Source organism: Enterococcus sp. DIV0174 (genome assembly GCF_050529065.1).
Taxonomy (GTDB): Bacteria; Bacillota; Bacilli; order Lactobacillales; family Enterococcaceae; genus Enterococcus_B; species Enterococcus_B thailandicus.
The window spans coordinates 1,136,036-1,149,706 of record NZ_CP172881.1; the positions used below are offsets into that span (position 1 = coordinate 1,136,036).

Genomic DNA, 13,671 nt, shown 5'->3' on the forward strand with positions numbered 1-13,671 from the left:
AAAGGATGTTGTGAATGTCATCCAAGCAAGAATTATTACAGGGGATGAATCCTCGCCAAAAAGAAGCGGTTCTTCATACCGAGGGGCCGTTGTTATTGATGGCAGGTGCAGGAAGCGGAAAGACCCGCGTTCTTACGCATCGAATTGCTTATTTAATTGAAGAAAAAGAAGTGAATCCTTGGAATATCCTAGCGATTACTTTTACCAATAAAGCCGCGAAAGAAATGAAAGAGCGTGTGAACGCAATTTTGGAATTTGGTGGCGAAGATGTCTGGGTTTCAACATTTCACTCAATGTGCGTCCGCATTTTGAGAAGAGATGTTGATTTTATTGGTTACAATCGGAATTTTACGATTATCGATTCTTCCGAACAACTTACTTTGATGAAACGTATTTTAAAAGAGCTTAATATTGATCCTAAAAAATATGATCCTCGAGGAATTTTGGGAACTGTTTCTCAAGCCAAGAATAATTTACAAATGCCTGAAGACTTTGAAAAAATGCAAGGCAGCTATTATGAAGAAATTGCTGCTAAATGTTATAAAGCTTATCAAAAAGAATTACAATACAATCAATGTATGGACTTTGATGACTTGATTATGAATACGATTCGTTTGTTCAATGAACATCCAGACTCCCTGACTTACTATCAAAATAAATTCCAATATATCCATGTGGATGAATATCAAGATACCAACCATGCTCAGTACACGTTAGTCAATTTACTAGCAGGACGTTTCCGCAATTTATGTGTTGTGGGAGATGCCGACCAAAGTATTTATGGCTGGCGTGGTGCAGACATGCAAAATATTTTGGACTTTGAAAAAGATTATCCTGATGCAAGTGTTATTTTATTGGAACAAAATTATCGTTCAACCAAAACAATTTTGGATGCTGCTAATCAAGTGATTGAAAACAATACCAACCGCAAACCTAAAAATCTCTGGACTGAAAACCAAGAAGGTGCTAAGATCACCTACTATCGTGGCGATAATGAACGTGATGAAACACGTTTTGTCATTGAAAAAATGCAACATGAAATGCGTGAAAACGGGCGAGATTATGGCGACTTTGCAGTTCTTTACCGAACAAATGCGCAATCACGTGTAATGGAAGAAACGCTATTAAAGGCCAACATACCTTATAAAATGGTTGGTGGACACAAATTCTATGATCGAAAAGAAATCAAAGACATTTTGGCGTATCTTAATGTAATCGCCAACCCGCAAGACTCAATCAGCTTTGAACGAGTAGTCAATTCGCCTAAGCGAGGAATTGGTCCTGGTTCAGTTGATAAGTTACGTCAATTTGCTTCAATTCATGAATGGGCATTGTTAGAAGCAGCTCAAAACGTGGACTTAGCAAATATTAGTGGGAAAGCTGGTCGTCAATTAGCAGAATTTGGAGCGATGATTGATGAAGTCACACAAATGGTTCCTTACTTATCTGTTACGGATTTAACGAAAGAAGTTTTGGAACGCAGTGGCTATCAAGAAGATTTGAAGATCCAAAATACACTAGAAGCACAAGCTAGACTAGAAAACTTGGAAGAATTTTTAAGTGTTACGCAAGAATTCGATAAACAATTTGAAAAACAGAATGAAGAAACAGCAGATGCACCTGAAGAAAAATTAACGGTTTTCTTGAATGATTTAGCGCTAGTTTCAGACATTGACAATTTAGAAGAAGATACGACGCAAGTAACTTTAATGACGTTGCATGCGGCCAAAGGTCTGGAATTTCCAGTGGTCTTTTTGATTGGTCTAGAAGAAGGCGTCTTTCCACTTTCCCGTGCTTTGATGGAAGAAAGTGAACTAGAAGAAGAACGTCGCTTAGCTTATGTAGGAATTACCAGAGCAGAAGAAGTCTTATACTTGACCAATGCTTTTTCGAGAACGTTATATGGACGAACACAATACAATCGTCCTTCAAGATTTATTGACGAAATTGACCAAGATTTATTGGAAATTCAAGGAATGCGACCAACACCAAAGAAAATTTCTCCATTTACGACAAAAACCACTACACCTAGTTATCAACAGCCACAAGTGACGACTGTTTCATCAAAAACAGCGACTGGTGGCGAAAACAATAGCTGGAAAGCTGGCGACAAAGTCAAGCATAAGAAATGGGGCGTTGGGACAGTCGTTCGAGTAAATGGAACAGCTACAGATCTTGAATTAGACGTTGCATTTCAAGGTCAAGGAGTTAAGCGATTATTAGCGGCATTTGCACCAATTGAAAAAGTTTAATAGTGGGGGGAAAACGATGGCACAAGAAATGACGATTGATTACGCAACAAAAAGAGCAGAAGAATTGCGTGTACAATTAAATCGTTGGTCCCGAGAATATTATGTGGAAGATCAGCCAACGGTAGAAGATTCTGTTTACGATAAACATTATGCAGAATTAGTAGCAATCGAAGCAAATTATCCAGAACTAATCACCGTAGACTCACCAACTCAAAGGGTCGGTGGTGGTGTTCTTGCAGGATTTGAGAAAGTCACGCATGACATTCCACTCTATAGTTTAAATGATGTATTTGACAAGGAAGAATTGTTTGCTTTTGATCAACGTGTGCAAAAAGCGATTGGTCATCCAGTGGATTATTGCTGTGAGTTGAAAATTGACGGGCTTTCTGTTTCATTGCGTTATGAAAATGGACTCTTTGTCCGTGGCGCTACTCGCGGCGATGGAACGGTCGGTGAAAATATTACTGAAAATGTGAAAACTGTTCGTTCCGTTCCTTTGCGGTTGAACGAACCAATTTCGATTGAGGTTCGTGGCGAATGCTTCATGCCAAAAAAATCCTTCGTCGAGTTAAATCAAAAACGAGAAGCCGCTGGTCATGATGTTTTTGCTAATCCGCGGAATGCCGCGGCGGGTTCATTAAGGCAACTTGATTCAAAGATTGCAGCTAAGCGCAATTTGGATACTTTTTTGTACACTGTAGCTGATTTTGGTCCGATGGAAGCAAAAACACAGTACGAAGCATTGCAAGAACTGGCGAAACTTGGTTTTCATACCAATCATGAAGCACAGTTGTGTCATTCAATTGAAGAAGTTTGGACGTATATTGAAAAGTTTCATGATCAACGAATTGATTTGCCTTATGAAATTGACGGAATCGTAGTGAAAGTCAATGACTTTTCACTTCAAGACCAGCTTGGGTTCACGGTCAAAGCTCCTCGCTGGGCGACTGCGTATAAATTTCCTCCAGAGGAAGTCGAAACGGTCATCGAAACAATTGAATGGACTGTTGGTCGAACAGGAGTAGTTACGCCAACGGCAGTCATGACCCCTGTTCGTGTTGCGGGGACTACGGTGAGCCGTGCCAGTCTGCACAATGGCGACTACATCAAAATGAAAGATATTCGACTGCACGATACGGTACTAATCTATAAAGCAGGAGATATCATTCCAGAAGTTGCTCGCGTGATTGAAGACAAACGACCAAAAGATAGCGAACCTTATCCATTACCAACACATTGCCCTGAATGTGAAAGCGAGCTAGTCCATTTAGACGGAGAAGTTGCTCTTCGCTGTATCAATCCAAAATGTCCGGCACAAATGAAAGAAGGGCTCAATCACTTTGTCTCCAGAAATGCGATGAATATTGAAGGCTTAGGTCCAAGAGTACTTGAACAAATGTATGATAAAAAGCTAGTCGCAGATGTTGCAGATCTATATAAACTAACAGAAGAAGAATTGCTGACGTTAGACAAGATTAAAGAAAAAGCTGCTAATAATATTCTGACAGCAATTGCCAACAGCAAGGGAAATTCAGTCGAACGGTTAATTTTTGGCTTGGGCATTCGCCATGTTGGAGCGAAAGCTGCTAAGATTTTGGCAGAACACTTTGGTAATTTAGAAGCAATCAGTCAGAGTGATTTTGAGTCAATCATTGCGCTTGATAGCATGGGAACAATTATTGCAGATAGCATCGTGACGTACTTTAGTAATGAAGAAGTACATGAATTGATGTATGAATTAAAGGCTGCTGGGGTCAACTTTGACTACAAAGGCATTCGCTTGGAACAATTAGCTGAAGTAGAATCACCATTCAAGGATAAAACAGTTGTTCTAACTGGAAAGTTAACTCAATTTACGCGGGAAGAAGCGAAAGCTACGATTGAAAATCTTGGTGGAAAAGTGACTGGAAGTGTCTCTAAAAAAACAGATATCGTTGTAGCAGGTGAAGAAGCTGGAAGTAAGCTGACGAAAGCAGAATCACTAGGAAGTGAGATTTGGACGGAAGAAAAGATGGCAGAAGCGTTAGCACAAAGTCATCCTGTGGAAACCGAAAACTAAGCTTTTTCAGATAAATTTCAATAAATAATTTCAGTGCTTCCACACTTGTGGTAAAATAGAGAGCAAAGTTTTTAACTCGTTTAAGAAAGAAGGGGTAGTATGGCGATTAGTGAAGAACAAGTCAAACACGTTGCCAAATTAGCAAAACTTGCGTTTGATGAAAAAGAGCTTGCAAGTTTTACAGACCAATTAGGTAAAATCATTGATATGGTGGAAATGCTTGAAGAAGTAGATACAGAAGGTGTTCCATTCACATCAAACGTGGTTGAAACAGTGAATGTAATGCGTCAAGACCGTGCACAAGCAGGTTGGAGTCGCGATGAGTTATTAAAAAATGTGCCAGAATCTGAAGATGGTTTTATTAAGGTACCCGCAATTATTGATAATGGGGAGGCAGGCGCGTAATGACAGAATTATACAACCGTTCATTAGAAGAATTGCATGGGATGCTTGTTTCTAAAGAAATAACTGTACAAGATCTAATGAGAGCAACATTTGAACGTATTAAAGAAACAGAACCAGAAATCGAAGCGTTTATTACATTAAATGAAGAAAAAGCACTTGAATTAGCAAAAGCATTAGATGAAAAAGGAATTGATGAAAACAATGTGTTAGCAGGTATTCCAATTGGGATCAAAGACAACATTGTAACGAAAGATTTGTTGACAACAGCGGCATCAAAAATCCTTTATAATTTTGACCCAATCTATGATGCAACAGTTATGGATAAAGTCTATCAAGCAGATATGATTCCTGTAGGTAAACTAAACATGGATGAATTTGCTATGGGCGGAAGTACAGAAACTTCTTACTTCAAGAAAACAAAAAATGCTTGGGATCATTCTAAAGTTCCTGGTGGTTCATCAGGTGGCTCTGCTGCAGCAGTTGCTGCTGGACAAATTCCTGTCTCTCTTGGAAGCGACACAGGTGGAAGTATTCGTCAACCGGCTGCATTTAATGGAATCGTTGGAATGAAACCAACTTATGGACGTGTTTCACGTTTTGGGTTGATTGCATTTGCTTCTTCATTAGATCAAATTGGACCAATGACAAGAACGGTTAAAGACAATGCATTAGCATTAACAGCAATCAGCGGATATGACGAAAAAGACGGAACATCATCAGGTGTTTCTGTACCTAACTTTGCTGAAGGCTTAACTGGTGACATCAAAGGAATGAAAATTGCTTTGCCAACAGAATATCTTGGTGAAGGTGTGGCACCTGGAGTCAAAGAAGCAGTATTGAAAGCGGCAGAAACATTCCGTTCATTAGGTGCAACGGTCGAAGAAGTTAGCTTGCCACATTCAAAATATGGTGTAGCAGTTTACTATATCATCGCTTCATCTGAAGCAAGTTCAAACTTGCAACGCTTCGATGGTATTCGCTTTGGCTATCGTTCTGAAAATGTGAAAAATTTGGAAGATGTGTATGTTAACTCACGTTCGGAAGGTTTTGGTGACGAAGTAAAACGTCGGATTATGCTAGGAACATTCTCATTGAGTGCAGGATATTATGATGCTTACTTCAAGAAAGCTGGCCAAGTGAGAACATTAATCAAACAAGACTTCGAAAAAGTTTTTGCTGATTATGACCTAATCATTGGACCATCTTCACCAACTGTAGCATTTGGCATCGGCGAAAATATCAACGATCCAATTACGATGTATATGAGTGATATTTTAACAATTCCAGTGAACTTAGCAGGACTTCCTGGTATGTCAATTCCAGCTGGACTTTCAGAAGGTCTTCCTGTTGGGTTACAACTAATCGGTAATTATTTTGAAGAAAAAACAATGTATCAAGCAGCGTATGCTTTTGAACAAGCGACAGAATTTCATAAGCAACAACCTGCTATTCTAGGGGGGCAAGGCGAATGAACTTCGAAACAGTCATTGGACTTGAGGTCCACGTTGAATTAAAAACAAATTCTAAAATTTTCTCACCAGCGCCTGCACATTTTGGAGCAGAACCTAACAGCAATACAAACGTGATTGACTGGGGTTACCCTGGTGTATTACCAGTAATGAACAAAGCGGCTTTAGAGTTTGGGATGAAGGCAGCTTTAGCATTGAATTGCGAAATCTCAAAAGATACACATTTCGACCGCAAAAACTACTTCTATCCTGATAATCCAAAAGCTTACCAAATCTCACAATTTGACCAACCAATCGGTCACGATGGTTGGATTGAGATTGAAGTTGAAGGACAAAAGAAAAAAATTAGAATCGAACGTGTTCATTTAGAAGAAGATGCTGGGAAAAACATGCACGGTATCGGTGGCTATTCATACGTTGACTTGAACCGTCAAGGCACACCGCTAATCGAAATCGTTTCAGAAGCAGATATGCGTTCACCAGAAGAAGCATATGCTTATCTTGAAGCATTGCGTTCAATCATCCAGTTCACTGAAGTTAGTGATGTGAAAATGGAAGAAGGTTCTATGCGTTGTGATGCCAATATTTCTTTACGTCCTTATGGTCAAGAAGAATTTGGAACAAAAGCAGAACTAAAAAACTTGAACTCACTTTCATTTGTTAAAAAAGGACTTGCTTTTGAGGAAAAACGTCAAGCAAAAGTTTTACTTTCTGGTGGCGAAATCCAACAAGAAACTCGTCGTTTTGATGAAACAACAAATAAAACAATTTTGATGCGTGTCAAAGAGGGATCAAGTGATTATCGTTACTTCCCAGAACCAGATATTCCAAAATTTGTGATTGATGATGAGTGGATTCAACGTGTCAAAGCAACATTACCAGAATTACCAGCATCACGTCGCCAACGTTATATCAATGATTTCGGATTGCCTGAGTATGATGCAATGGTCTTAACGTTAACGAAAGAAATGTCTGACTTCTTTGAGGCGACATTAGAAAACGGTGCAGATGCAAAACAAGCTTCTAACTGGTTGATGGGTGAAGTTTCTGCCTACTTAAATAGTGAAAAACTAGAATTAGCAGAAACACAATTAACACCAGAGAACTTGGCAGGAATGATCCGTTTGATTGCGGACGGAACAATCAGTTCAAAAATTGCGAAAAAAGTGTTCCGTGAGTTAATCGCAAAAGGTGGCGATGCACAAGGAGTCGTTGAAGCCAATGGCTGGATCCAACTATCTGATCCAAGTCAATTACTGCCAATTATCAATGAAATTTTAGATAATAACGAACAATCTGTTGAAGACTTTAAAAACGGAAAGGATCGTGCAGTCGGCTTCTTAGTAGGACAAATCATGAAAGCAACAAAAGGACAAGCAAATCCAGGTGTTGTGAATAAACTACTAAAAGATGAATTGACGAAACGTTAAGAGGAAAATCATGAAAAAAGCACGTGTCATTTATAATCCAACTTCAGGTAAAGAATTGCTGAAAAAAAACCTCGCTGATATTCTTCAAGCACTAGAAGACGCAGGTTATGAAGCAAGTGCTTATGCAACAACTCCCGAAGAAGACTCTGCGAAAAATGAAGCAACGAGAGTCGGAAAATTAGGCTTTGACTTGGTTGTAGCAGCAGGCGGAGATGGAACGATCAATGAAGTTGTTAATGGAATCGCACCTTTGAAGAAACGACCTAAAATGGCGATTATCCCGGCTGGAACAACGAATGATTATGCACGAGCACTAAAAATTCCTCGTGACAATATCAAGGCAGCTGCCGAAGTCATCAAAAAAAATCAGACGGTTAAAATGGATATTGGTCATGCCGAAAACAGTTACTTCATCAATATAGCAGCAGGTGGCTACTTAACGGAATTAACTTATGAAGTGCCATCTGAATTGAAAAGTATTTTTGGTTACTTAGCCTATCTCGCAAAGGGAGCAGAAATGTTGCCTCGAGTGAAACCAATCAAAATGCGTTTGAAGTATGATGAAGGAGAATATATTGGAAATGCGTCCATGTTTTTCTTAGGGCTAACGAATTCAGTAGGTGGCTTTGAGCAAATTGCTCCGGATGCAAAGCTTGACGATGGAAAATTTTCATTGATTATCGTCAAGACAGCCAATATTTTTGAAATTTTACACATTGCAGCGCTGATGTTGAATGGCGGACGTCATGTCGAAGATCATCGTGTGATTTATACAAAGACAAGCGAATTGTATGTTGAAACCGAAGATGATACAAATCGTCCAGTGATGATCAATTTAGATGGTGAATATGGTGGCGATGCACCGATGCACTTCTCTAATTTACATCAACATATTGAATTTTTTGCGAATACGGATAAGATTCCTGATGCCGCTATCACGGGTGTAGAGGAAGAAGAATTCGAAGAAGTTGGTAAGGAATTTGTAAAAGAAGTCGAACGATTAACAGACGAAGATATTGACGGTGACGGCAAGATCGCTGACGAGGAAAAATAGACAGACAACCGGTACTGATACTAGGAACCTAGGTCAGTGCCGGTTTTAGTTGTTGTGAAAAACAATGATTTATAGTAGAGTCAGAACTAGACAAGTAAGAAGTTAAAGGAGTAAATAATGAGCGAACAAACAGTGAAAAAAAATGAACGTTATACCGTAAAAATTATTGATTTAAGCTATGAAGGAATGGGTGTAGCTAAAATTGACGGCTACCCATTGTTTATTGAAAATGCGTTACCTGGAGAAGAAGTTGAAGTTCTTGTTTTAAAGGCAGGAAATAAATTTGGCTATGCGAAAGTAGAAAACTGGTTAACGACTTCACCAGATCGTCAACCTGTTGAAGACAAAACATTAATTCGTACAGGAATCGCTCCACTTGCACACTTAAGTTATGAAAAACAATTAGTGTTCAAACAACACCAAGTTGAAAATGTGATGGAAAAAATTGCGAAGCTACCAGAAGTGCCTGTCCTACCAGTAGTGGGGATGGCTTCACCAGTTGCTTACCGAAATAAAGCACAGATTCCTGTTCGTAAAATCGATGGTCATTTGGCTACTGGTTTTTATAAGAAAAACAGCCATGATTTAGTTTCCATTACAGATTTTTACATTCAAGATCCAGAAATCGATAAAGCAATCGTTGTTGTGCGTGATATCTTAGAACGTTTCCAAGTTCGTGCGTATAACGAAGCCAAAAACGAAGGACAAATTCGTCATATCGTCATTCGTCGTGGACATTATTCACATGAAATGATGGTTGTTTTAGTTACTCGTAAAGAAAAATTCTTCAAAGCAAAAGAAATTGCTAAAGTGATTCATGAAGAATTACCAGAAGTTGTTTCTGTCATTCAAAATATCAATGAAGAGAAAACAAATGTCATCTTTGGTAAAAAGGAAGTTGTTTTATTTGGAAAAGATTACATTGAGGATCAACTCTTAGGTAAGACCTTCCGAATTTCTGCTAAGTCTTTCTATCAAGTCAATACACAGCAAGCAGAATATCTTTATCAAACAGCAATTGATTTTGCGAACTTAACCAAAGAAGATGTTGTAATCGATGCATATTCAGGAATCGGTACTATTGGTTTATCCTTAGCTGATCGTGTTGCTGAAGTCTATGGAATGGAAATCATTCCTGAAGCGATTGAAGATGCACAGTTTAACGCATTAACTAATAAAATCGAAAATGCACATTATGAAGTGGGCAAAGCTGAAAAGGCAATGAAAAAATGGCAAGATAAAGGTATCAAACCAGCTGTCATCATGGTTGACCCGCCACGTAAAGGATTAGACGGCAGCTTCATTGAGTCAGCAATCGAAATGAACCCTTCTCGAATTGTCTATATTTCATGTAATCCAGCAACCTTTGCGCGCGATGCAAAATTGTTTGCCGAAGCAGGCTATGAAACAACAAAAGTGCAACCTGTTGATTTATTTCCGCAGACGCATCATGTGGAGTTGGTGGCGTTGCTAGAACAAAAAGGAAAATAACAACCGGACTTACCAAAAGCTTTATAACATCATTAGGGAAAATTGTTAGAGGCGAGAATATTAGAAGAATATCCTCGCTTTTTTGTTTTTATATTGCACATCAAAACAAAAAATAAAAGAAAAATAAAAAATGTAAACGTTGACATTGGATAGAAATAGTGATATTCTCTTTCTGACAAAACAAGTAAAACGTTTAACTTTTTTTAATTAGGAGCGGAGAGAATGAAGAAGGTAACGATCAAAGATATTGCACGAGAGGCAGGTGTTAGTATTGCGACTGTTTCAAATGTTATGAACAATAAACCAAATCGAGTGTCAGAAAAGAAAAAACGTGAGATTAACAAGCTGATGGAGAAATATAATTATGCCCCAAACCTGAATGCACGTTCTCTAGTTGCACAGGAATCAAAGATGATTGGAATTTTATATTATTCAACAAAAGAAGAAATTGATTTTGGCGATCCGTTTATTTCCGATTTGATGACTGGTCTTGAGTTTGAAGCAAAAAAACAAGGAATGTTTTTGATGTTCCATGGATTCAACGAATTAGCGGATATCGATGTACTTCAGCGAAATTGGAACTTTGATGGCTTTATTGTTGTCGGAGCTTTTGAGCATATTATTACAGAGCTGATTAATAAAATCAGTAAACCAATCGTTTTCATTGATAGTTATTATAATCATGATTTTGAGCGTGCAAATATTCTTTTTGTTAACAATGATGATCGAAAATTGAGTTATGAGGCTACGAAAACATTGCTTGAACACGGACATCGGCAGATTGCATTTTTCAGCCCAACTTTCTCACTAACAGATGATGGTGTAGTTCCACAAAGATATCTAGGTTATATGGATGCTTTAGCTGAGTATGAACTGAGACCAGATGAAAAATTATTGTTTTCCGAAGAAGAAATGGAGCGATTTATTGACTTGAGCAGCAACTATACCGCGTTTATCATCAACTCTGATTACTTAGCGGCACAATATCTTCAACAATTACGTGAACGAAAACTTAGGTTTCATTCTTTTGTAAGCTTTGATAATAATATTTTTGCTAAATTGCTCGATCCGTCACTTTCAACTGTAGACCTTAGACAAAAGGAAAAAGGGCGAATTTCAGTCCGTCAAATTAATTTAATGTTGCAGCACGCGACACAAGAGCAAACAATGGAAAACAAAATTTTAGTTGAGGGAGAACTGATTCAACGTGATTCTGTTCTAGAAAGGAAAAAAGAACATGGTAAAAATTTCTAGTAAGCAAATGATAACTGGTGAAAAGTATCGCTTTACTTTACTGACACCTCACTTAATTCGCATGGAATATTCAGAAGAGGGTAAATTTGTTGATTCTGATACACAAATAGTTGTGAATCGCGAATTCCCAGAATTTGAGTTTGACTTAGTAGAGTCAGAATCGCTAGTGGAAGTGTACACTGAGTCGTTTCATCTGCGTTATGATAAGCAAAAATTTTCAAGCCGTGGCTTGGTGATTGAAATGAAATCAAATTTTACAGATTTTAACAATCGGTGGTACTACGGTGAAAAAATTGAGACATTAAAAGGGACGACACGAACATTAGACAATGTAGATGGTGCAACGGAATTAGATGAGGGAATCATCTCTAGACAAGGCTACGCTGTACTCGATGACTCACATTCAGCCATTGCGACAGCCAAAGGAAATTTACAGCCAAGAAAAACAGGAGGAATCGATCTTTATTTCTTTGGTTATCAGCACCAATACAAACAAGCTTTGAAAGATTTTTATCAATTGACGGGACCGTCACCAATCGTTCCGCGCTATGCTTTAGGAAATTGGTGGAGTCGCTTCTGGGCTTACACAGATGAATCCTATTTAGCATTAATAAATCAGTTTACGGAAGAACAGGTTCCACTCGCAGTGAGTGTAGTCGATATGGATTGGCATCTTCGCGATATTCCAAAACGTTTTGGTAGTGGTTGGACCGGTTATTCATGGAACAAAGAGCTTTTTCCAAATCCAGATAAATTTTTACAAGAACTTCATGACCGAGGATTAAAAGTTTCGTTAAATGTTCACCCATCTGATGGAATACGTGCGTTTGAGGATGCTTATCCAGCTATTTCTAAACGAATGAAGTTAAACGTTTTACTTGAAGAGCCAGCAGAGTTTGATCTGACGAATGAAACATTTGTAAAAGGCTATTTTGAAGATGTGCATCATCCCTTGGAAGAACAAGGTGTTGATTTTTGGTGGATTGATTGGCAACAAGGTGAGAAAAGTAAAGAAGAAGGACTAGATCCACTTTGGCTGTTAAATCAATATCATTTTGAAGATCTTTCCCAAAGAAAAGAGGGACTGATACTTTCCCGCTATGCGGGACCAGGCAGTCATCGATATCCAATTGGTTTTTCAGGAGATTCTATCATTAGTTGGGCCTCATTACAATTTCAGCCATATTTTACAGCAACAGCTACTAATATTGGGTATACCTGGTGGAGTCACGATATTGGTGGACATATGGGGGGGAGTCGGGATGATGAGTTGACACTACGTTGGATGCAATTTGGTACGTTTAGTCCGATTAATCGTTTGCATAGTTCATCAAGCCCATTTAATAGCAAAGAACCATGGAATTTCTCTGGAGAAATCCAAGTAGCGATGAAGGAAACCCTTAGAGAACGTCATCGTTTACTTCCCTATTTGTACACAGCGAATGTTGAAACGAGTGAAAAAGGTGAGGCATTGATCCAGCCCCTATATTATAGCTACCCCGAAGAAAATGAAGCATATCTTTATCAAAATAACTATCTATTTGGTCAAGAACTCTTAGTTGTACCAATTGTGCATCAAATGAATCCTGATTATCAATTTGCTAAGGAAGAAATTTGGTTGCCTGAAGGAAAATGGTACGACTTTTATACAGGAAATCGGTATGCAGGACAAGCAGAATTGAGTATCTTTCGCCAAGTGAATGAACTGGCTGTGTTTGCTAAAGCGGGTGGAATTATTCCAACAGATCCAAATGTGATGGAAACAAAACCTGATTGTTTACCAGAGAAAATTGAATGGAAAATTTTTCCAGGTGACAGTAATTGTTACGAAATGATCGAAGATTTGAATGGAAAACGCTGTATCACTGTACTTTCATTAGATTGGAAAAGAAAACTCGTTTCAATTAGTACCAGTGGAGATACTTCGATTTTACCTGAAAAACGGCAGAATCAAATCTCTTTATATTGTGTAGAAAATGAAGATGGTTCCAAACTAATCAACAATATTTTTCATGCAGAAATAATTGATCAGCTTCAGCTACCAGTTAGGGAAATCGTGAAGCAAGAGGTCACTGATTTATTGTTTGAACGAATTGATCGGCCGGCTATCTCATACGAATTAAAAAATCAACTTTGGACGTATCTATCTCAGAAGCAAGAACTGATGAAGAGGTTAGCAACTGTTAAACACTTTAAAGATGAATGGCTAACAGAAATGTTATTTGAAGTCTTCTATATTGAAGAAAGTTAAGGAGGA

The 13,671-nt window shown here is 38.3% G+C and carries 9 protein-coding genes; all 9 read left to right on the top strand.

Going from position 1 to position 13,671, the window contains the following annotated elements; genetic code table 11:
- Positions 1–14: 14 nt before the first annotated feature.
- The 9 genes from pcrA to IGJ93_RS05565 all read left to right on the top strand — a co-directional run bounded on the left by pcrA (position 15) and on the right by IGJ93_RS05565 (position 13,665).
- Positions 15–2,252, top strand: a complete 2,238-nt coding sequence (pcrA, locus tag IGJ93_RS05525) for a DNA helicase PcrA (protein ID WP_071868478.1) — start codon at positions 15–17, stop codon at positions 2,250–2,252.
- A 16-nt stretch (positions 2,253–2,268) separates the two neighbouring features.
- Positions 2,269–4,311, top strand: coding sequence for an NAD-dependent DNA ligase LigA (gene ligA, locus IGJ93_RS05530; RefSeq protein WP_430597024.1), 2,043 nt, complete (start codon positions 2,269–2,271; stop codon positions 4,309–4,311).
- A 99-nt stretch (positions 4,312–4,410) separates the two neighbouring features.
- On the top strand, positions 4,411–4,716 hold the full coding sequence (gatC, locus tag IGJ93_RS05535) for an Asp-tRNA(Asn)/Glu-tRNA(Gln) amidotransferase subunit GatC (protein WP_067484390.1): 306 nt from the start codon (positions 4,411–4,413) through the stop codon (positions 4,714–4,716).
- A complete protein-coding gene (gene gatA, locus IGJ93_RS05540) occupies positions 4,716–6,188 on the top strand; it encodes an Asp-tRNA(Asn)/Glu-tRNA(Gln) amidotransferase subunit GatA (protein WP_071868476.1) in 1,473 nt (490 codons plus the stop codon). Before gatC ends, gatA begins: the two co-directional genes overlap by 1 nt.
- Positions 6,185–7,615, top strand: a complete 1,431-nt coding sequence (gatB, locus tag IGJ93_RS05545; RefSeq protein WP_067484397.1) for an Asp-tRNA(Asn)/Glu-tRNA(Gln) amidotransferase subunit GatB — start codon at positions 6,185–6,187, stop codon at positions 7,613–7,615. The genes gatA and gatB overlap by 4 nt, the downstream gene beginning before the upstream one ends.
- Before the next feature lie 10 nt (positions 7,616–7,625).
- Positions 7,626–8,669: a diacylglycerol kinase gene (locus tag IGJ93_RS05550; RefSeq protein ID WP_067484400.1), complete on the top strand. Its 1,044-nt coding sequence runs from the start codon at positions 7,626–7,628 to the stop codon at positions 8,667–8,669.
- Between the two features lie 117 nt (positions 8,670–8,786).
- Entirely contained in the window at positions 8,787–10,160 is a 1,374-nt protein-coding gene (gene rlmD, locus IGJ93_RS05555) for a 23S rRNA (uracil(1939)-C(5))-methyltransferase RlmD (protein ID WP_376715573.1), read from the top strand.
- A gap of 222 nt (positions 10,161–10,382) precedes the next feature.
- Entirely contained in the window at positions 10,383–11,414 is a 1,032-nt protein-coding gene (locus IGJ93_RS05560; RefSeq protein ID WP_067484404.1) for a LacI family DNA-binding transcriptional regulator, read from the top strand.
- A complete protein-coding gene (locus tag IGJ93_RS05565; RefSeq protein WP_284590541.1) occupies positions 11,398–13,665 on the top strand; it encodes a TIM-barrel domain-containing protein in 2,268 nt (755 codons plus the stop codon). The genes IGJ93_RS05560 and IGJ93_RS05565 overlap by 17 nt, the downstream gene beginning before the upstream one ends.
- The last annotated feature ends 6 nt before the right edge of the window (positions 13,666–13,671 follow it).